The 19,742-nt window shown below is 71.6% G+C and carries 17 protein-coding genes; 3 read left to right on the top strand and 14 right to left on the bottom strand.

Features of this window, described 5'->3' with window-relative positions:
- Window positions 1-32: 32 nt before the first annotated feature.
- The 3 genes from M1R94_RS04190 to M1R94_RS04200 form a co-directional block, all read right to left on the bottom strand.
- The gene (locus tag M1R94_RS04190; protein ID WP_249380411.1) at window positions 33-389 is read right to left on the bottom strand and encodes a YlxR family protein; all 357 of its coding nucleotides are present in this window, start codon (window positions 387-389) and stop codon (window positions 33-35) included.
- 89 nt (window positions 390-478) lie between these two features.
- A complete protein-coding gene (gene nusA, locus M1R94_RS04195; protein WP_249380412.1) occupies window positions 479-1,612 on the bottom strand; it encodes a transcription termination factor NusA in 1,134 nt (377 codons plus the stop codon).
- Entirely contained in the window at window positions 1,612-2,124 is a 513-nt protein-coding gene (locus M1R94_RS04200) for a ribosome maturation factor RimP (protein WP_249380413.1), read from the bottom strand. The genes nusA and M1R94_RS04200 overlap by 1 nt, the downstream gene beginning before the upstream one ends.
- A gap of 114 nt (window positions 2,125-2,238) precedes the next feature.
- Here M1R94_RS04200 and M1R94_RS04205 point away from each other — a divergent pair, with 114 nt between their 5' ends.
- On the top strand, window positions 2,239-3,303 hold the full coding sequence (locus M1R94_RS04205) for a DUF4439 domain-containing protein (protein WP_249380414.1): 1,065 nt from the start codon (window positions 2,239-2,241) through the stop codon (window positions 3,301-3,303).
- A 30-nt stretch (window positions 3,304-3,333) separates the two neighbouring features.
- Here the strand turns inward: M1R94_RS04205 and M1R94_RS04210 are convergent, their stop codons facing one another.
- Entirely contained in the window at window positions 3,334-5,142 is a 1,809-nt protein-coding gene (locus tag M1R94_RS04210; protein ID WP_249380415.1) for a proline--tRNA ligase, read from the bottom strand.
- Between the two features lie 85 nt (window positions 5,143-5,227).
- Here M1R94_RS04210 and M1R94_RS04215 point away from each other — a divergent pair, with 85 nt between their 5' ends.
- Entirely contained in the window at window positions 5,228-6,115 is an 888-nt protein-coding gene (locus M1R94_RS04215; protein ID WP_249380416.1) for an Fpg/Nei family DNA glycosylase, read from the top strand.
- Window positions 6,116-6,131: 16 nt separating this feature from the next.
- Here M1R94_RS04215 and M1R94_RS04220 read toward each other — a convergent pair whose 3' ends face one another.
- From M1R94_RS04220 to M1R94_RS04230, 3 genes are read right to left on the bottom strand one after another with little or no spacing between them, the layout of a single operon-like run.
- Window positions 6,132-7,007 (bottom strand): GNAT family N-acetyltransferase, encoded by an 876-nt coding sequence (locus tag M1R94_RS04220; RefSeq protein ID WP_249380417.1) that lies wholly within the window; start codon window positions 7,005-7,007, stop codon window positions 6,132-6,134.
- Window positions 7,008-7,051: 44 nt separating this feature from the next.
- Window positions 7,052-8,209, bottom strand: coding sequence for a flavodoxin-dependent (E)-4-hydroxy-3-methylbut-2-enyl-diphosphate synthase (gene ispG / locus M1R94_RS04225; protein ID WP_249380418.1), 1,158 nt, complete (start codon window positions 8,207-8,209; stop codon window positions 7,052-7,054).
- A 41-nt stretch (window positions 8,210-8,250) separates the two neighbouring features.
- Window positions 8,251-9,570: a M50 family metallopeptidase gene (locus M1R94_RS04230; protein WP_249380419.1), complete on the bottom strand. Its 1,320-nt coding sequence runs from the start codon at window positions 9,568-9,570 to the stop codon at window positions 8,251-8,253.
- A gap of 188 nt (window positions 9,571-9,758) precedes the next feature.
- On the opposite strand from M1R94_RS04230, the gene gabT reads away from it, so the two are divergent.
- Entirely contained in the window at window positions 9,759-11,141 is a 1,383-nt protein-coding gene (gabT, locus tag M1R94_RS04235; protein ID WP_249380420.1) for a 4-aminobutyrate--2-oxoglutarate transaminase, read from the top strand.
- A 7-nt stretch (window positions 11,142-11,148) separates the two neighbouring features.
- On the opposite strand, the gene M1R94_RS04240 is transcribed toward gabT, so the two are convergent.
- The 7 genes from M1R94_RS04240 to M1R94_RS04270 form a co-directional block, all read right to left on the bottom strand.
- The gene (locus M1R94_RS04240) at window positions 11,149-12,351 is read right to left on the bottom strand and encodes a GGDEF domain-containing protein (protein WP_249380421.1); all 1,203 of its coding nucleotides are present in this window, start codon (window positions 12,349-12,351) and stop codon (window positions 11,149-11,151) included.
- Window positions 12,348-13,655: a saccharopine dehydrogenase family protein gene (locus M1R94_RS04245; RefSeq protein WP_249380422.1), complete on the bottom strand. Its 1,308-nt coding sequence runs from the start codon at window positions 13,653-13,655 to the stop codon at window positions 12,348-12,350. The genes M1R94_RS04240 and M1R94_RS04245 overlap by 4 nt, the downstream gene beginning before the upstream one ends.
- Window positions 13,656-13,757: 102 nt before the next feature.
- Complete coding sequence (locus M1R94_RS04250; RefSeq protein ID WP_249380605.1) at window positions 13,758-14,522, bottom strand: ABC transporter permease; 765 nt, start codon at window positions 14,520-14,522, stop codon at window positions 13,758-13,760.
- Between the two features lie 107 nt (window positions 14,523-14,629).
- The gene (locus tag M1R94_RS04255; RefSeq protein WP_249380423.1) at window positions 14,630-15,559 is read right to left on the bottom strand and encodes an ABC transporter permease; all 930 of its coding nucleotides are present in this window, start codon (window positions 15,557-15,559) and stop codon (window positions 14,630-14,632) included.
- 4 nt (window positions 15,560-15,563) lie between these two features.
- Window positions 15,564-16,751 (bottom strand): ABC transporter ATP-binding protein, encoded by a 1,188-nt coding sequence (locus tag M1R94_RS04260; protein ID WP_249380424.1) that lies wholly within the window; start codon window positions 16,749-16,751, stop codon window positions 15,564-15,566.
- Window positions 16,751-17,983, bottom strand: a complete 1,233-nt coding sequence (locus M1R94_RS04265; protein WP_249380425.1) for a polyamine ABC transporter substrate-binding protein — start codon at window positions 17,981-17,983, stop codon at window positions 16,751-16,753. The genes M1R94_RS04260 and M1R94_RS04265 overlap by 1 nt, the downstream gene beginning before the upstream one ends.
- 207 nt (window positions 17,984-18,190) lie before the next feature.
- On the bottom strand, window positions 18,191-19,636 hold the full coding sequence (locus tag M1R94_RS04270) for a gamma-aminobutyraldehyde dehydrogenase (protein ID WP_374109424.1): 1,446 nt from the start codon (window positions 19,634-19,636) through the stop codon (window positions 18,191-18,193).
- Window positions 19,637-19,742: the final 106 nt, after the last annotated feature.

A 19,742-nucleotide genomic window follows, 5' to 3' on the forward strand; every position in this document is an offset into this window, starting at 1 on the left:
GACAGGGTCGGACCGTCGTTAGTGCTGGGTACTCATCGCTGGGTACTCATCGGGTGCCCATCGGCTTCCAACCCGCTTTCCTTCTCGATGAACGACGGACGTGCTGCAAGGCCGTCGGTGACGATCCTGCTCTCGTGCTCGAACCACCGGGTGACCGGTGAGGTGTCCAGCTCCGTGACGCGCAGCGCGCGAGGCAGAGCCCGACGCCGTTCGGCGAGCTCGAGGCACCTCGGCTCGGGGTGCAACCAGGCACCCCGGCCAGGCATCACGTGACCCTCGTCGACGACGGCGCGGATCGTGCTCTCGTCCGACGTCGACAGGACCACCCTCAGCAGGACGGACCGCTGGTCCCGTGACCGGCATCCCACGCACGTCCGCACCGGGCCCATGTCAGGCGCCGAGGCACCGTCAGAGCCGTGATCGGCCAGTCCGGGGAGCCGAGCGCGTGACCCAGCCTCGGTCAGTCTAGCCCCCTCGCTCACGAATCGTGACCGGGGGGCTCCTGCGGACCCGGCTCACCGGACACCGCGTCCGCCCTGGTCGGTGTCGCGTCGCCGCCCGCGTCGGGGCGGTCGCCGCCCTCGTCGGAGCGGATGTCGATGCGCCAGCCGGTGAGCTTGGCTGCGAGCCGCGCGTTCTGGCCCTCCTTGCCGATCGCCAGGGAGAGCTGGAAGTCGGGCACCACGACGCGTGCCGCGCGGGCCTCGGCGTCGACCACCGTGACCGACGTCACGCGGGCGGGCGACAGCGCGTTGCCCACCATCGTCGCCGGGTCGTCGCTGTGGTCGACGATGTCGATCTTCTCGCCGTGCAGCTCGGCCATGACCGCCCGGACGCGCGCCCCCATCGGTCCGATGCAGGCGCCCTTGGCGTTGAGCCCTGGGACCGAGGTGCGGACCGCCATCTTGGTGCGGTGGCCGGCCTCGCGGGCCATCGCGGTGATCTCGACCGAACCGTCGGCGACCTCGGGCACCTCGAGCTCGAAGAGCTTGCGGACCAGACCCGGGTGCGTGCGGGACAGCGTGATCGAGGGACCCTTCATCCCTCGCGACACGTCCAGCACGTAGGCCCGCAGCCGCTCGCCGTGGACGTACCGCTCGGTGGGGACCTGCTCGTGCGCAGGGAGCACCGCCTCGGTCCCGCGCACCGCGACCAGGACGTTGCGAGGGTCCCGGCCCTGCTGGATGACCCCCGCAAGGACCTCCCCCTCGGTGCCGCGGAAGCTGCCGAGCACCTGCTCGTCCTCGGCGTCACGCAGCCGCTGGACGATCACCTGCCGGGCGGTCGACGTCGCGACACGACCGAACCCGTCAGGGGTGTCGTCGAACTCGGGACCCAGGGGCGCAGGACCCCGGTCGACCGCGGCCGGGGCCGGGGTGTCCGGGCCCTGGTCGCCCTCGGGCGTCACGGGCTCCTCGTGCTCGAGCTGCTCGCGAGCCCAGACGGTCACGTGGCCCGAGCGCCGGTCGACCTCGACCCGGGCGTGGTCGTGCGCGCCCGGTGTGCGGTGGTAGGCCGACAGCAGAGCCTGCTCGATCGCCGAGACCAGGACCTCCAGGCTGATGTCGCGCTCGTGCTCGACGAGCCGCAGCGCCGTCATGTCGATGTCCATCAGTCCTGCTCCTCGTCGTCCTGCGGATCGGTGGGGCCCGCGCGGGTGAGCTCGACCTCGACCGTCCCGCGCACCACGAGCGCAGGGTCGAGGGTCCTGGTGGTGCCTTCGTCCTCGAGCTCGTAGCGGGTGGGTCCGGCCGCGATCAGCCGACCCGTCACGACCGACCCGTCCGTGAGCGTCAGGGCCACGCGTCGCGTGCGTGCGCGGCGGAAGTGCCGCAGCTCGGTGAGCGGGCGGGAGGTCCCCGGGCTGGAGACCTCCAGGACGTACTCGCCGCGCACAGGGTCGGCGGCGTCCAGCGCGGCCGAGACCTCGCGGGACACCGCGCTCAACGCGTCCAGGTCGAGGCTGCCGACGGCGTCCTCGTCCAGGTCGACCACGACACGGACCGCCGAACGGCGACCGGCGGGGACCACCGCGACATCCTCGAGGAACAGTCCCGCAGCGGCGACCACAGGCTCGATCGCCTCACGTACTCGTTGCACCTGACCCGAGCCAGACGTGACCATGATCGCCTCCTGAGGGGCCGTGACGGGCCACCCGACGTGGAATCGACCCTCTGGACTTGTTGCGCAGCCCAGCCTAACGACTCCGCAGGGGTGCAGCGTGGCAGGATCGCCGCGATGAACGTCTCCAGCGCCCCTGACCCCCCGGACCGGGACGAGCCTCGACCCGGCCGCCGCGCCCGTCGTCGGCTCGGCACCCTCCTGGTCGTCGTGAGCCTGGCTGCCTCCGGCTGCGGTCTCCGGCTCGAGACCGGTCCACCCGACCCGCTCCCCGCAGGCGAGGTCGAGCTCGCCCGCCAGTCGGGCGCCGCCACGGCGGACGACCTGTCCGCAGCGGCCCGCACCGCCGCGCAGGAGGCACCCGAGCAGCTCCGTGCCGTGCTGCTCGAGGTGGCCGATGCCGCCGACCAGCACCTGGTCGCCCTGGGCGGACGCTACGACCCGGGGCCCGGGTACACCATCGCGCCCGACGGCAGCGTCGAGGCGGTTCCGGAGGCACCCGACGACGCCGCGGCCCCCACCCCGACGAGCGCGGCTCCCCCGGTCACGAGCGACGACGTCGTCGCTCGCCTCGTCCAGGGCGCCGCGTCGGCGCGCTCGCACGCCGTGACCGTGCCCGACGGGGCGCTCGCCCGGCTGCTCGCCTCGATCCACGTCGCCCGGCTGCTCCAGGCCCAGGCACTGGCGGCGGCCAGCGGGGCCGAGCCGCTCGAGGAGGTGGTCGTCACCGTGCCCCAGGTGGTGCCCGAGGGGCTGAGCCCGGCCACGATCGCCACGCTGGTCCAGTCCGAGGACGCCACCGGGATGGCCTGGGAGGTCGCCGCGGCCCGCGCGCAGGGCGAGACCCGCGACAGGGCCGCCGCGCGCGCGGCGCAGCACCGGCAGCGGGCGCAGGCGTGGTCCGACGCCGCCGGCTTCACCGGCACGGGTCTGGACCCTCGACGCTCGGCGTACGAGCTCCCCGAGGCGATCCGCTCCGCGGCTGCGGAGCCGGGCACCGCCGAAGGGGCTCTGGCAGACCTCGAGCAGAGCCTGTCGGCCGTCTACGCGACGCTCGTGCTCGAGGTGGTCGCCGAGGATCGCGGTCCGCTGGTGGACGTCATGGCCGACACCGCCCGCGAGGCGGTCCGCCACGGCGCGACGGTGCCGGTGTTCCCAGGGCTCGCCGAGCAGCAGTCCTGACCCGCCAGGCCCGCCAGGCCGTCAGGCCCGTCAGGCCTCGAGCACAGCGGCGACGAGCTCTCCGATGCGTACGGCCGCGGAGTCCACCGGCACCTGCTCACCGGCCGCACGGCCGCCGTCGGGGGACGCGGGCCCGCCTGAGCGCCGACGGACCTCGACGACACCGTCGGCCAGCCCTCGACCCACCACGACGATGACCGGGGCGCCGAGCAGCTCGGCGTCGGCGAACTTGACCCCCGGTGAGACCTTGGGTCGGTCGTCGTAGAGGACCTCGACACCCTGGGCGTGGAGCTCGGCCGCGAGCTCCTCGCAGGCGGCGAAGACCGCGGCGTCCTTGCCGGTGGCCACGAGGTGGACGTGCACCGGGGCGACCTGGGCCGGCCAGGTCAGCCCGACCTCGTCGTGGTTGGTCTCGGCGAGAGCTGCCACCGCACGCGAGACACCGATGCCGTAGGACCCCATCGTCACGGTCACGGCCTTGCCGTTCTCGTTGAGGACCTTGAGCCCCAAGGCGTCGGAGTACTTGCGCCCGAGCGCGAAGATGTGACCCATCTCGATGCCACGGGCGATCTCGAGCGGCCCGGACCCGTCGGGGGCAGGGTCGCCGGCACGCACCTCGGCGGCCTCGACCGTCCCGTCACCGACGAAGTCGCGGCCGGCCACCAGGTCGAAGACGTGACGCCCCTGCTCGTCGGCCCCGGTGATCCACCGGGTCCCGGGCACCACCCGCGGGTCGAGCAGGTACCGGACCGCGCGCTCGTCACCGGTGTTCAGACGACCGAGGACGCCGGGCCCGATGTACCCCTTGACGAGCTCGGGCCGGGCCGCGAAGTCGGCGTCGCCGGCAGCGACGACCGTGGCGGGGCTGACCGCTGCCTCGAGACGCTTGAGGTCGACCTCGCGATCACCCGGGAGCCCGATGACGACGAGCTCGCGCTCGCCCTGGGGATGGTCCAGGGCGACGACCACGTTCTTGAGGGTGTCCGCAGCGGTCCAGGGACGGTCGGGCCGCGCGAACCGCTCGTTGGCGAGAGCCACGAGCGTGTCGATCGTCGGGGTGTCCGGGGTGTCCTCGACGTGGGCAGCCGGGACGTCGTCGTGCGGGACGGGGTCAGGCACCGGGGTGGTCACGGCCTCGACGTTCGCGGCGTAGCCACCCGGTGACCGCACGAAGGTGTCCTCACCGATCGGAGTGGGCATGAGGAACTCCTCGCTCATCGAGCCACCCATCGCGCCCGAGACAGCGGTGACGATCACGACATCCATCCCCAGGCGCAGGAAGATCCGCTGGTACGCCTCGCGCTGGCGCCGGTAGGCGGCCTCGAGACCCGCGTCGTCCACGTCGAAGGAGTACGCGTCCTTCATGATGAACTCGCGCCCGCGCAGGATGCCGGCACGAGGGCGGGCCTCGTCGCGGTACTTGGTCTGGATCTGGTAGAGCGCGAGCGGCAGGTCCTTGTACGAGGAGTAGAGATCCTTGACCAGGAGGGTGAACATCTCCTCGTGGGTGGGTGCCAGCAGGTACTCGGCGTCCTTGCGGTCGCGCAGGCGGAACACGTTCGGGCCGTACTCGGTCCACCGGCCGGTCGCCTCGTAGGGCTCACGCGGCAGCAGCGCCGGGAAGTGCACCTCCTGCGCACCGATGCCGTCCATCTCCTCACGCACGATCCGCTCGACCTTCGCCAGGACACGCAGCCCCAGGGGCAGCCAGGTGTAGATCCCGGGAGCGGCCCGGCGGATGTAGCCCGCTCGGACGAGAAGGCGGTGGCTCGCCACCTCGGCGTCGACCGGGTCCTCCCGCAAGGTCCGGACGAACAGGGTGGACATTCGCAGCAGCATGGGCGCCAGCGTAGTGCGCACCGCACGCCCGCGATGCAGCGTGCGGGGGGTCGCCGACGGACGCGGAGTCCGCCACGATGAGAGGGTGCCCGAGCTTCCCGAGGTCGAGGCGCTCGCCGAGATGCTGCGCGAGCGGCTGACCGGGCGTGCGATCCGACGGGTCGACGTCGGCACGATCAGCGCGCTCAAGACCTGGTCCCCCGCTCCTGCCGATCTGGTCGGCAGACCGGTGACGGAGGTCCACCGGCACGGGAAGTGGCTGGACGTGGCCACCGGGGACCGCCCGACGGCCACGGACTCACCGGCTCCGCACCTGGTCGTGCACCTGGCCCGAGCAGGGTGGCTCCGCTGGTACGACACGGTGCCCTCGACGCCGGTCCGGCCCGGCCCCTCGCCCCTGGCTCTGCGCGTCGTGCTGGACGACGCGAGCGGCTTCGACCTCACCGAGGCAGGGACCCGCAAGCGACTCGCGGTGCACCTGGTGAACGACCCTCTGGATGTGCCAGCCATCGCCTCCCTGGGGGTGGACCCCCTCGGTCCCGACCTGACCGTGGAGAGGCTCGCCGCCCTGCTGGGCTCGACCAACCAGCAGATCAAGGGGTTGCTCCGCGACCAGGGGAAGATCGCGGGCATCGGCAACGCCTACTCCGACGAGATCCTGCACGCCGCCCGGACGAGCCCTTTCGCGCTGACCCGGTCCCTCGAGCCGCAGGACGTCCGACGACTGCACGAGGCACTGCGGCGGGTGCTGGCCGAGGCGCTCGGGGCCGCCCGTGGGCGGCCCGCACGCGAGCTCAAGGACGCCAAGCGTCAGGGGATGCGCGTGCACGGACGCACCGGGCAGCCCTGCCCGGTGTGCCAGGACACCGTCCGGGAGGTCTCGTTCGCCGACTCGTCGCTGCAGTACTGCCCGACCTGCCAGACCGGCGGTCGGCTGCTCGCCGACCGACGGATGTCCCGACTGCTGCGCTGAGGAGGGTGAGCGCGGGTCAGAACAGGATCGTGGCGTAGGTGCCGTGCTCCCGGAACCCGACCCGACGGTAGGCCGCCAGGGCACGGGTGTTGTAGTGGTTGACGTACAGCGAGACGACCGGGGCGGTGGTGCGCAGGGTCCATGCGACGACCGCCGCCATGCCGGACTCGGACAGACCCCGGCCGCGGTGCTGCGGGGCGACCCAGACCCCCTGGACCTGCGCGACGCGACTGCTGACCGCCCCGAGCTCGGCCTTGAAGACCACCTCGGGCACCCCGTTCGTCGTGCCGACCCGGACCAGCGACCGCTCCTCGACGACCAGCGAGCGCACGCGCGCCTCGTAGGCACCCGTCGCGCCGGTCAGCGGGGAGTAGCCGACCTCCTCGACGAACATCTCGACGCAGGCGGGGAGCAGCACCGGGAGGTCGTCCAGGGTCGAGAGGCGCACGTTCGGGTCGGGTCGGACCCATGGCGTGTGATCGATCACCAGCGAGGGCTGGTCGGCCCGTACCTCACGCGCCGGACCCCAGGTGGGCTGGAGCCTCTCCCACAGGGCGAGCACCGTCGCAGCCGGCCCGACGATCGACGAGCACCGGCGTCCCTGGCGGATCGCCGCACGGGCGAAGGCGTCGATCGCATCGGTGTCCTGCGCCGCACACACCGGCACGAGGTTGGCACCGGCCCAGCAGACCGCGACGAGCGTGCCCTCGCGCTCGAACCCCCACAACGAGGCGCCGCCCCGGTGGGACCCGTTGGCGATCGCGGTCTCGATCCGCGCCGCGGCGAGCACCGAGCCCACCGGGTCCTGGGCGCACAGCCGGAGGGCCTGACGCAGGTCGACGTCGACGACGACCGACCGCGCGGCGCCGACCTCGGTCCACGAGCCGCTCACGTTCGAATTCTGCACCATGCCTGCCCACCCCGGCGCGTACGAGGTCAGGAGACCGAGACCACCGGTGCGCCACCGCCCTGCGGGGTCTCCATCGACTCGGCGATCTTGAGTGCCTCCTCGATCAACGTCTCCACGATCATCGACTCGGGCACGGTCTTGATCACCTCACCCTTGACGAAGATCTGGCCCTTGCCGTTGCCCGAGGCGACGCCCAGGTCGGCCTCCCGGGCCTCACCCGGACCGTTGACCACGCAGCCCATGACGGCCACCCGCAGCGGCACCTCCATCCCCTCGAGCCCGGCGGTGACGCGCTCGGCCAGCGAGTAGACGTCCACCTGGGCCCGTCCGCACGAGGGGCAGGAGACGATCTCGAGCTTGCGCGGACGCAGGTTGAGCGACTGTAGGATCTGGATGCCGACCTTCACCTCCTCGACGGGGGGCGCAGAGAGGGAGACCCGGATGGTGTCGCCGATCCCCTGGCTCAGCAGCGCACCGAAGGCGGTCGCGGACTTGATCGTCCCCTGGAAGGCCGGGCCGGCCTCGGTGACCCCCAGGTGCAGCGGCCAGTCCCCACGCTCGGAGAGCATCTCGTAGGCGCGGACCATGATCACCGGGTCGTTGTGCTTGACCGAGATCTTGAAGTCGTGGAAGCCGTGCTCCTCGAACAGCGACGCCTCCCACACCGCCGACTCGACCAGCGCCTCCGGGGTCGCCTTGCCGTACTTCTCGAGCAGTCGCTTGTCGAGGGAGCCCGCGTTGACGCCGATCCGGATCGAGACCCCGGCGTCAGCAGCGGCCCGGGCGATGTCAGCCACCTGGTCGTCGAACTTGCGGATGTTGCCCGGGTTGACCCGGACCGCCGCGCACCCGGCGTCGATCGCCGCGAAGACGTACTTGGGCTGGAAGTGGATGTCGGCGATCACCGGGATCTGCGACTTGCGCGCGATGATCGGCAGGGCCGCCGCGTCCTCCTCGGTGGGGCAGGCGACCCGCACGATGTCGCAGCCCGACGCGGTCAGCTCAGCGATCTGCTGCAGCGTCGCGTTGATGTCGGTCGTCTTGGTCGTCGTCATCGACTGCACCGAGACGGGGGCGTCCCCACCCACGTGCAACGAGCCGACCTTGATCTTGCGCGTCGGTCGGCGCGGGGCGAGGACGGGGGGTGGGGCTTCTGGCATGCCGAGGCTGATGGGGATGCTCACCGCACCATTATCGCCCTACCCGCGGCCGGCGCCGCGCGAGGTCAGAAGGTGATGGGCCGGACGAGGTCGGCGTAGACCAGCAGGACCATGACGACGGCGAGCACCGCGAACACCCCGTAGGCCAGCGGCATCATCCGTGCGACGTCCGCAGGGCCGGGCAGCGAGACCCCGCGCCACCGGGCGAGCTGACGCCGCCCACCCTCCCAGAGCGCTCCGGCGACGTGCCCGCCGTCGAGCGGCAGCAGCGGGATGAGGTTGAAGGCGAAGAGGGCGACGTTGAGCGAGGCGAGCAGGAGCAGCATGCTGGCCACGCGCTCGGCGAGGCCGAACCCCGGGGACTCGTCCGCCGCGATCTCACCCGCGAACCGGCCGATGCCGACCACGCCCACGACCCCTGAACCGTCGCGGGTACCCCCGCCGAAGGTCGACTGCGCGACCTGGGCGACATGGACGGGCAGGGTCGCGACGATCTTGACCGTCTCCCACACGACCGTCCCGACGGTGCTCGGCACCGCGGACAGCGGCTGACGTTCGAGCTGGGGTGCCGGGCCCACGCCGAGGAAACCGACCGTGTCGGTCAGCGGCTCGCCGTCGGCCCCGAGCACCGGCTCGCGCTGCTCGTCGTAGACGGGGCGCTCGGCCAGCAGCGGCACGACCTCGAGGCGCACCTGCTGGCCTTCGCGCTCGACGACCATCGACACCGGGATGCCGCCCGAGGCCCGGATCGCCGTCTCGAGCTCGGTCCAGGTCGCGATCTCCGCGCCGCCGAAGGCCACCACCCGGTCGCCCGGCTCGATCCCCGCCGCCGCGGCAGGGGCAGCAGGGTCCTGGGCGGTGCACTCCCGGTCGGGATCGGCGTCGAGCGGCACGACGCACTGGCTCACGGTCGCCACCGTCGTCGAGGCACCGCCCGGCAGGCCGATGCCCACCAGGACCACCCCGATCAGCACGATCGCGATCAGCAGGTTCATCACCGGCCCGCCCAGCATCACCACGAGCTTCTTGGGGGTGCTGAGGCGGAAGAACGCCCGGTGGTCCTCCCCGGGGTGGATCTCCTCGGCGCTCGCCTCCCGGGTGGCCTGCGCGAGCTCGGCGAGCCGACCGGTCCGGGGTCGCGCGCCCACGGCCTCGGCCGTCGCGAACATCCCCACCAGCCGGACGTAGCCGCCCAGGGGGATCGCCTTGAACCCGTACTCGGTCTCGCCGCGCGTACGCGACCACAGGGTGGGGCCGAAGCCGACCATGAACTGACTGACCCGAACCCCGAACCGCTTGGCGGGCACCATGTGACCCACCTCGTGCAGGGCGATCGAGACCAGCACGCCGACGACGAGAACGAGCACGCCGACCAGGTACGCCATCAGAGCCTCCGACCGCCCGGGCGCAGCGCTCGGGCACAGGGTTGTCACCGGCACGCGGTCCGCGTGCCGGTCCCATCATCCCCCGTGACGGTGCGTGCCGGTGACGCGTCCGCGGGCAGCGAACAGTACGACGGAAAACATCGGTCTCGACCCTGCCCTGCTGCGGTTCTGCGCACTAGCATCACCTCATGACCGAGGGATCCGCACCGCTGACCGATCTCCACCCCCGTGACCTACCCCAACGGCGCCTGCTCCGCACCGCCGTCCCCGGCCCTCGGTCCACCGCGCTGCACGATCGCCGCCGCACCGCTGTCGCCGCGGGTGTCTCGAGCACCCTGCCGGTGTACGTCGAGCGGGCAGGTGGCGGGGTGGTCGTGGACGTCGACGGCAACTCGTTCATCGACCTCGGGTCGGGCATCGCCGTCACCTCGGTCGGCAGTGCCGCACCCGCCGTGGTCCGGGCGGTCAGCGCCCAGGTCGAGGACTTCACCCACACCTGCTTCATGATCACGCCGTACGAGGAGTACGTCCAGGTGTGCGAGGCCCTCGCCCGCCTCACCCCGGGAGACCACGAGAAGCGCAGCATCCTGGTCAACTCGGGCGCCGAGGCGGTCGAGAACGCCGTCAAGATCGCCCGGCGCGCGACCGGTCGGCCCGCGGTCGTGGTGCTCGACCACGCCTACCACGGACGCACCAACCTCACGATGGCGATGACGGCCAAGGCCATGCCCTACAAGACCGGCTTCGGCCCGTTCGCGGGCGAGGTCTACCGCGTACCGGGCTCCTACCCCCTGCGTGAGCCCGTGCCGCTGAGCGGCGCCGAGGCGGCGGCGCGGACCACGGCGACCATCGAGAAGCAGGTCGGCGCCGACCAGGTGGCCGCACTCGTCGTCGAGCCGATCCAGGGTGAGGGCGGGTTCGTCGTCCCGGCCCCGGGGTTCCTCCCCGCCCTGGCCGACTGGTGCACCCGGCAGGGTGTGCTCCTCGTCGCCGACGAGGTGCAGACCGGCTTCGCCCGCACCGGCGCGATGTTCGCGTGCGACCACGAGGGTGTCGTGCCCGATCTGGTGACCCTGGCCAAGGGGATCGCCGGCGGACTGCCCCTGGCGGCCGTCACCGGTCGTGCCGCGATCATGGACGCCGTGCACCCCGGCGGGCTGGGCGGGACCTTCGGAGGCAACCCGCTGGCCTGCGCCGCGGCACTGGCCACCTTCGCGATGATCGCGGAGCACGACCTGACCGGTGCCGCGCGACGGATCGAGGCCGTCGCCATGCCACGCCTGCGCGACCTCGCCCGTCGGGCGCCCCAGGTCGCCGAGGTCCGCGGCCGCGGCGCGATGCTCGCCCTCGAGCTGGTCCGGCCCGGGACGCTCGAGCCCGACGCCGCCGAGACCGCCCGGGTCGCCCGCGAGTGCGCGCAGCAGGGGGTGCTGGTGCTGACCTGCGGCACCTACGGCAACGTGGTCCGCCTCCTGCCACCGCTGGTCATCGAGCACGACCTGCTGCGCGAGGCGCTCGACGTCCTTGACACCGTCCTGACCGGGGTCGCCTCGACGTCGTCGCCCACCTGAGGCGGGATCAGGTCGAGGCCAGCACGACCCGGTTGCGCCCTGCGGCCTTGGCCGCATACATCAGCCCGTCGACCCGGGCGAGCACGTCGAGCGCCCCCTCGCCGGGCCGCATCATCGCCACACCGAAGCTGCCGGTGACCGCGACGCCGGTGCTCAGACGGGTCGCCTCGGGCAGTGCCGACCGCAGCCGCTCGGCGAGCTCGCGGGCGCGGTCGGCGTCGACCCCGGGCGCCACCACGACGAACTCCTCCCCACCCAGCCGGGCCACCAGGTCCTGCTTGCGCACCAGCCCCTCCAGGAGAGCCGCAGCGGTGCACAGGACGTCGTCGCCCACCGCGTGCCCGTGCTCGTCGTTGACCTCCTTGAAGCGGTCGAGGTCGAGGAAGATCACGGCCACCGGCCCAGGGAGCGGCCTGCGCGGGACCTCGGCGTCGGTGACCTCCTCGGCCGCCCCGGTCCCCGAGCCGTCGCGACGCGACCCGTACCCACCAGGGTCGAGGCGCTCTGCCTGGTGGGCGAGCTCCTCGACGAGCCGTCGCCGGTTGGCCAGACCGGTGAGCGCGTCGCTGTAGGCCAGGTCACGGTAGCTGTGGGCCTCCTGCTTGGCGTGCTCGGTGGCGATGAACGCCTGCGCGGCACGCTCCTTGGCGCGCGACAGCACGTGCAGCAGCACACCGATGACCACGAGGTAGATGCAGTACCGCAGCAGGTCGACGACGTGCTCCTGACCACCCTCCCGGGTGAGGAGCACGGCCAGGCCGGTCACGCAGACCGCGGCCGTGACCACCGCCCCCCGCCACACCGCGGCCCGGGTCGGGTGCAGCAGGTACCCCACCACGAGGAAGACGATCAGCCCCATGAAGGTCGTGGGGAACAACGCGTGCCAACCGTCGGTCACGTCGGGCGACGTGCCCAGGCGCACACCCATCATCACGACCCACAGGACCTGCGCCCCGGTCAGGGTCACCCGCGAGACCAGCTGCGCGTGCTGCGGACGGCGCACGAGCACCCAGGTGAAGAACAGCAGGTAGAGCAGCCCGGGCGGGGCGGCGAAGCGCATGACCGGGTCCTGCGGAGCACGGATCAGGTAGACCACGATGATCGACGGGACACCGATGAGCAGGCCCAGCACGAGCACCTGGCGACGGAGCGCGACCAGGTCTGCGCTGAAGCCGCGCAGACCCTCCTCGGAGCTCGGTCGTGTGCTCATCGGGGTGGCGGACGCTCCTCCAGGCCCCAGGGGGATCCGTAGCCGACCGGCGCAGGGGCTGCGAGCAGGTCGAGGAAGGGAACGGCGTCGAAGGCCTCAGGACCCAGGACGCCTGACCCGGACCAGGTGCCACGGGCCAGCAGCTCGAGGGCGACGACCGGGTTGACCGCGGTCTGCCACACCACGCACTGTGCGCCGTACTCGGCCATGGACCAGGCGTTGTCCACGACATGATGAAGATAGACCTCTCGCGGGCTCCCGTCAGCCGCCGTCCCAGTGACCAGGACACCCGCGCAGGTCGCCCCGTGCATCCGGTCGCCGAGTGTTGCCGGGTCGGGAAGGCAGGCTGCCACCACGTCACGCGGACTGACCGCCGCGGTCACGGGCGAGCCGGCGACCGACGCGCGGACCGCCACCGGTGTCGTGCTGTCCAGCCCCAGCCGGTGCAGCGTACGCAGCACGGCGATGAACTCCTCCCCGAGCCCGTACTTGAAGGTCACCCGTCGGGCGTCCAGGAAGCGAGGCATGAGCAGCACCTCCTCGTGCTCGACGTGCACGCACTCGACCGGTCCGATCCCCCCCGGGAAGTCGAAGACCTCGGGCTCGTGGAAGGGCGGCACGGTGAACCACCCGCCCTCGGGGCGCCCCGAGGTCTCGGCCCGGTCCCGCTCCCAGATCACCGGGGGGTTCAGGCACTCCTCGATGGTCGTCCAGATCGAGAACGAGGGGGCGAAGACCGGCTCGCCGTCGTCGCCCAGCACCACGAGGTTCGAGCCGTCCCGTGTGCCCAGCTCGTCGATCTGAGCGAACAGGTGGTCGGCCGCGTAGCGCGCGAACACGTTCGACAGGCCCGGCTCGACGCCCATGCCGACCAGCGCGAGCCGCCCAGCGCTCTCCCAGCGGTCGGACAGCTCGAACTGCTCGTCGCCCAGCTTGACGCCGGTCAGCTCGTACGGACGCTCGGGATGGGGACGGGACAACGACATCGCCATGTCGAGGTAGTCGGCCCCGGCCGCGAGCGCTCCGGTGAACACCGGCATCACGAAGCGCGGGTCGACCGCGTTGAGGATGTGGGTGATGCCGTGCTCCCGGGCCAGCGCGGTGACGGCGCCCGCGTCGGACGCGTCCACGGGGGCCGAGACGAAGCGCGGGTCACCGTGGTCGCCCTGCACCGCCGCGACGGTGCGCTCGGCACGGGAGAGGTCGTGATCCGCCATGACGACGAGGTCGAAGAACGAGCGTCGCGCGGCGATGCGTGCCACCGCGTCACCGACCCCGCCACTGCCCACCACGAGGATCCTCATCCGTTCTCCTTCTGGTCGGCCGGCCGCGGATCGGGCCGGTGCTGAGCGGTCGTCGCGTCGTCGCGAGGGCCGCGGGGGCGACGGGATCCACCCGCCAGGACCTCACGTGCGACGACGGCGGGCCACGGACACGACCTGGACCGCGACGACGAGGAGCAGGGCGAGCGCGAACATCGCGGACCCGATCACGTTGGCCTGGGCAGGGATCCCACGGGTGGCCGAGACGTAGACGAACTTGGGGAAGGTGGTGAAGTTCCCCGAGTTGAAGTTGGTGATGATGAAGTCGTCGAAGCTCAACGAGAAGGCGAGCAGCGCCGCGGCCGCGATACCCGGGATCAGCAGCGGGAACGTCACCCGCCAGAACGCCTGCCAGCTCGAGGCGTACAGGTCCGCGGCCGCCTCCTCCAGGCGCGGGTCCAGGCTCGCGACCCGGGCCTTGACCGTGACCACGACGAAGCTGATGCAGAACATGATGTGCGCGACCACGACGGTCGTGAACCCGGGGTTGACCCGCAGGCTCAGGAACTGGGCGAGCAGCGCGGCACCCAGCACGACCTCCGGGGTCGACATCGGCAGGAAGATCAGCAGGTTGGCGGCGGCCCGTCCCCGGAAGCGGTACCGGACCAGCGCCAGGGCGATGAGCGTGCCCAGGGCCGTGGAGACGACCGTGGCGATGCCCCCGACCTTGAGCGAGTTGACCAGGGCCTCGCAGACCTGGGGCGCGCCGCAGGGGTTGCGCCAGTTGTCGAGGGTGAACCCACGCCAGACGAGGTTGGTCCGGCCGGCCTGGTTGAACGAGAAGGCCACCGTGTAGGCGATGGGTACCAGCAGGTAGAGGAAGGCCAGGCCCGCGAAGATCGGCACGATCGCGTCCCCGAGCCGCCACGACGGGCGCCGTCTGGGCGGGTCGGACGGACCGACCGCACCCGGGCGACGGGTCACCCCGGTGGTGACGGCGGTCGCCGTCGTGCCGCTCACAGCAGCTCCTCGGTCCCTGAGCGCCGGACGTAGGCGCTCACCAGCAGGAGGATCGCGGCCATCAGCACCACGGACAGCGCGGCCGCGGACGGGTAGTCGGCGACCTTGAAGAACCGCGAGTCGATGACCTGACCGATCATCGTCGTCGTGTTGTTCCCCAGCAGGACCGAGTTCACGTAGTCACCCGACGCAGGGATGAAGGTCAGCAGGGTCCCGGAGACGACCCCCGGCATGGACAGCGGAAGGGTGACCCGCAGGAAGGTCGTGGGTGCACCGGCGTAGAGGTCCCCCCCTGCCTCGACCAGCCGTGGGTCGAGCCGCTCGAGGCTCGCGTAGATGGGCAGGGTCATGAACGGCAGGAAGTTGTAGGTCAACCCGCACACGACGGCGAACCCGGTCGCGGTCAGACGACCGTCGGGGGGCAGGAGCTGGACGGCCCGCAGCGCGGCGACCACGAAGGACTCGTCGGCCAGGATCTGCTTCCAGGCGATCGTCCGCAGGATGAAGCTCGTGAAGAACGGCGCGATCACCAGCACCAGCAGCATGCCCTGCAGGAAGGGCCGCCCCCGCGCGCGCACCGCGATGACGTACGCCATCGGGTAGCCGATGAGGAAGGCCGCGACGGTCGCGGTCAGGGCGTAGAGGAACGACCGCAGCATCTGCGGCCAGTAGCTGCTGAGGGCGACCACGTAGTTGCGCCACTCGAAGGCCGGCTGGTACTGCCCGATGTCCCCGCCCGGTACCGGTGCGTAGAGCGAGGTGAGCAGCAGCGCGACGACCGGGAAGACGAAGAAGAGGGTCAGGTACGCCATCCCCGGGAGCAGCAGCAGGTACGCCCCGCTGCGTCCACGGCGGCCCTGCGCCGCCGGCGGTGGGCTGGCCGGCCCGTTGCCGGGACCGTGGCCGATGGCACTGACGATCGTCATCGCCTCACGCTCCCGGGTCGTCGAGGTCGACCGCCCCCGATGTCGCGTCCTCGGCACCGTCCAGGCCGAAGGTGAAGTCGACGTCGCAGGCGAGCCGCACCTGCTCGCCCAGCCGGACCTCACCCCTGCCGGCGACGTTCTGGCTGAAGACGCTGAGCGTGCCCAGGCCGGGGACCATGACCTGGTACTGGGTGCTGACGCCCGAGAAGGACACGTCGGTGACAGCGCCGGGACCCACCCAGTTCGTGCCCGGGGCCGGTTCCTCTCCCTCGCGCACGAGTCGGAGCTTCTCGGGTCGGACCCCGACCAGCACGTCACCGCTGGTGCTCACCGCACGGTCCACGGGGACACGGATGCGGCGTCCGGCGACGTCCACACCCATGATGCCGTCCACCGTCTCGACGACAGTGCCGCCCAGGAGGTTGGACTGCCCGAGGAAGTTGGCCACGAAGGCCGTCCGCGGCAGCTCGTAGAGATCGGCGGGGGCGCCGAGCTGCTCGATGCGTCCGGCGTTCATCACCGCGACGGTGTCGGCCATCGTCATGGCCTCCTCCTGGTCGTGCGTGACGTGGACGAACGTGAGCCCCACCTCGGTCTGGATCCGCTTGAGCTCGACCTGCATCTGGCGCCGCAGCTTGAGGTCCAGTGCGCCCAGCGGCTCGTCGAGGAGCAGCACGGCGGGGTTGTTGACCATCGCCCGCGCCAGGGCGACGCGCTGCTGCTGCCCACCCGAGAGCTGGGAGGGACGCCGGTCGGCCAGGTGCCGCAGCTCGACCAGGTCGAGCGCGTCACCTGCGCGTCCCAGCGGGTTCGCGGCCCGCGTACGACGCAGCCCGAACGCCACGTTCTCGATCACGGTCAGGTGCGGGAAGAGCGCATAGCTCTGGAAGACCGTGTTGACCGGGCGCTGGTGGGCGCGGGTGGAGGTGACGTCCTGCCCACCGATGAGGATCCGTCCGCTGCTGGGTCGCTCGAGCCCGGCGACCATCCGCAGCGTGGTCGTCTTGCCGCAGCCCGAGGGGCCCAGGAGGGCGAAGAACGACCCGGACGGCACGGTCAGGCTGAGGTCGTCGACCGCGACGAACGACCCGAAGTCCTTGGTGATCCGCTCGAGGGTGAGATCGGCCCCCGAGGAGGTCTCGCCGTCCGGCGAGCCGCTGGGCACGGCGCGGGTCGAGGCGCTCAGGCTCATCAGTTCCCGATCACCGACTGGAACTCGTTGTTGTACCGGGTCTCCTCCTCGGGGCTGAGCGCCCGGAAGACGTGCGACCGCGAGAGCGTCTCGTCGTCGGGGAAGATCAGCTGGTTGTCGACCAGCTCGGGGTCGATCGCCTCCATCGCCTCACGAGCGCCCTCGACGGGGCAGATGTAGTTGACGTACGCGGCGACCTCAGCCGCCACCTCGGGCTGGTAGTAGTAGTCCATCAGCGCCTCGGCGTTGGCCTTGTGCGGGCTACCGATCGGGATCATCAGGTTGTCGCTCCAGAGCGTGCCCCCCGCCTCGGGGAGCACGAACTCCCAGTTCTCACCGTTCTCGAAGTTCAGCACCGTGATGTCGCCCGACCAGCCGATCACGGCGAGCGCATCGCCCGAGACGAGGTCCTCGGCGTAGGAGTTGCCCTTGACCTGTCGGATCTGCCCCGAGGAGATCTGCTCGTCGAGCACCTCCAGCGCCCGGAAGAACTCGTCGTCCCCCCACTCCCCGGCCACGTCGACGCCCTGGTCGAGCATGATCAGACCGACGGTGTCACGCATCTCCGAGAGGACCTCGACACGTCCCGCCAGGGACGGGTCCCACAGGTCGGAGACGGTGCGCAGGCCCCCGGGCACCGCCTGCTTGTTCCATGCCAGCCCGCCGAACCCGGACTGCCAGGTCAGCGAGTGGGACCTGCCGGGGTCGAAGGAGACGTCCTGCAGGCTCTCGAGGAGGTTGGCGGCGTGCGGGAGGTTGCCCTTGTCGAGCTCCTGCGTGTAGCCCAGCCGGATCATCCGCGCGGCCATCCAGTCCGTCAGGGTCACGATGTCCTGGCCGATGTCCTGGCCGTTGGCCAGCTGTCCCTGGATCTTGCCGAAGTAGGCGTCGTTGTCCTCGATGTCCTCGGAGTAGGTGGCGCGGATCCCGGAGGTCTCGCTGAAGGCCTCGAGGGTGGGGTAGCGCTGGGTGACGTCGTCGTAGTCCAGGTACAGGGTCCAGTTCGCCCAGCTCACGACCTTCTCGTCCTGCGACCGGTCCTGCGCCGGCGTGGGAGCTCCGCCGGTCCCCGGCGTCCCGCCGGTCCCGCAGGCGGCCAGGAGCGCCCCCATCCCGGCGATCCCGGCGCCCCCGGCCAGCACCGAGCGACGAGAGACGACCCCGGACCGCTGGGCTCGCTGCAGGGCACGGATGATCGGGTCGGTGGGCGGACGGCGGTCACGCTGGGTCATCCCCGGGCTCCTGTCGTGGCGGCGGGCAGAGCGCGGGCACAGCCCGCGATGAGGGGGATCGTGGCAGGAGGACCCCCTGGCGCACAAGGGATTCCATCGTGCTGGGGCGATCTCGCAACGGAAACGTCACCGGACTGGAACATGAACAACGATTCACGCAGCCTCTCGTCCGCCGGACCGTCGATCCTTCTCCCCGCAGCGGGGTGGTCACCCGCCGAAGGCACTCATCACGTGCTTGATCCGCGTGTAGTCCTCGAAGCCGTACCTCGACAGGTCCTTGCCGTAGCCCGAGTGCTTGAACCCCCCGTGCGGCATCTCGGCCACGAACGGGATGTGCGTGTTGATCCAGACGCAGCCGAAGTCCAGACCGCGGGACATGCGCATCGCCGTGCCGTGGTCGGAGGTCCACACCGAGCTCGCCAAGCCGTACTGCACACCGTTGGCCAGCGCGAGCGCCTCGGCCTCGTCCCGGAACGTCTGCACCGTGATCACCGGCCCGAAGATCTCGGTCTGCACGGCCTCGTCGTCCTGGCGCAGGCCGTCGACGACGGTGGCCTCGTGGAAGTAGCCGACATCGCCCTGCCTGCTCCCCCCGGCCACCACGGAGGCGTGGGCGGGCAACCGGTCCAGGAAGCCGAGCACCCGGTCCAGCTGGACGGCGTTGTTCACCGGTCCGAACGCGACGTCCTGGTCAGGCCGTCCGGTCCGCGTCCCCTGCGCCTGCTCGGCGAGGGCGGCGACGAAGTCGGAGTGCACCGACTCGTGGACCAGCACCCGGGTGGCCGCCGTGCAGTCCTGTCCCGCGTTGTAGAAGCCGGCCGCGGCGATCCCCTCGGCCGCGGCGGCCAGGTCCGCGTCGGCGAAGACGACCACGGGCGCCTTGCCGCCGAGCTCCAGGTGGACCCGCTTGACGTCCCTGGACGCCGAGGCCGCGACCTCCATCCCGGCCCGCACCGACCCGGTGATCGACACCATGGCCGGGATCGGGTGCTCGACCAGGGCCCGACCGGTCTCGCGATCGCCGCACACCACGTTGAACACCCCCGCCGGCAGGATCTCGTTGATCACCTCGGCGAGCAGGAGGGTGCTCACCGGGGTCGTGTCGGACGGCTTGAGGACCACGGCGTTGCCCGCGGCGAGCGCGGGGGCGATCTTCCAGACCGCCATCATCAGCGGGTAGTTCCACGGGGTCACCTGACCGACGACACCGATCGGCTCACGCCGGACCCATGAGGTGTGACCGTGCATGTACTCACCCGCAGCGACCCCCTCGAGGACCCGGGCCGCGCCGGCGAAGAACCGGAACTGGTCGACGCACGGCGGGATCTCGTCGGTGGCCGTGAGCGCCAGGGGCTTGCCGGTGTTGCGGGACTCGACCGCCACGAACTCCTCTGCTCGGGCCTCCAGAGCGTCCGCGACCCGCAGCAGGGCCAGCTGCCGCTCGGCGGGGGTGGTCTCGCGCCAGGTCTCGAACGCCCGGGCCGCGGTGCGCAGGGCGTGGTCGACGTCGTCCGCGCCAGAAATCGGAGCGGTCGCGTAGGGCTGCCCGGTGGTCGGGTCGACGACCGCGCTCGTGCGCTCGTCGGCGGCGGGCCGCGGCTCACCTCCCACCACGTTGTGCAGCTCGATCGGTCGGGCGGTCGGATCGGGCACGGCGGCCTCCTGGGACGTGGGTGGCGCAGGATCGCGAGGTCCACACCGCTGTGGCTCCTCGTGCCGACCGTATCGCAGCCGCCTCGACATGGCACCGATTTCCTCG

Source organism: Actinotalea alkalitolerans (assembly GCF_023369855.1).
Lineage (GTDB): Bacteria > Actinomycetota > Actinomycetes > Actinomycetales > Cellulomonadaceae > Actinotalea.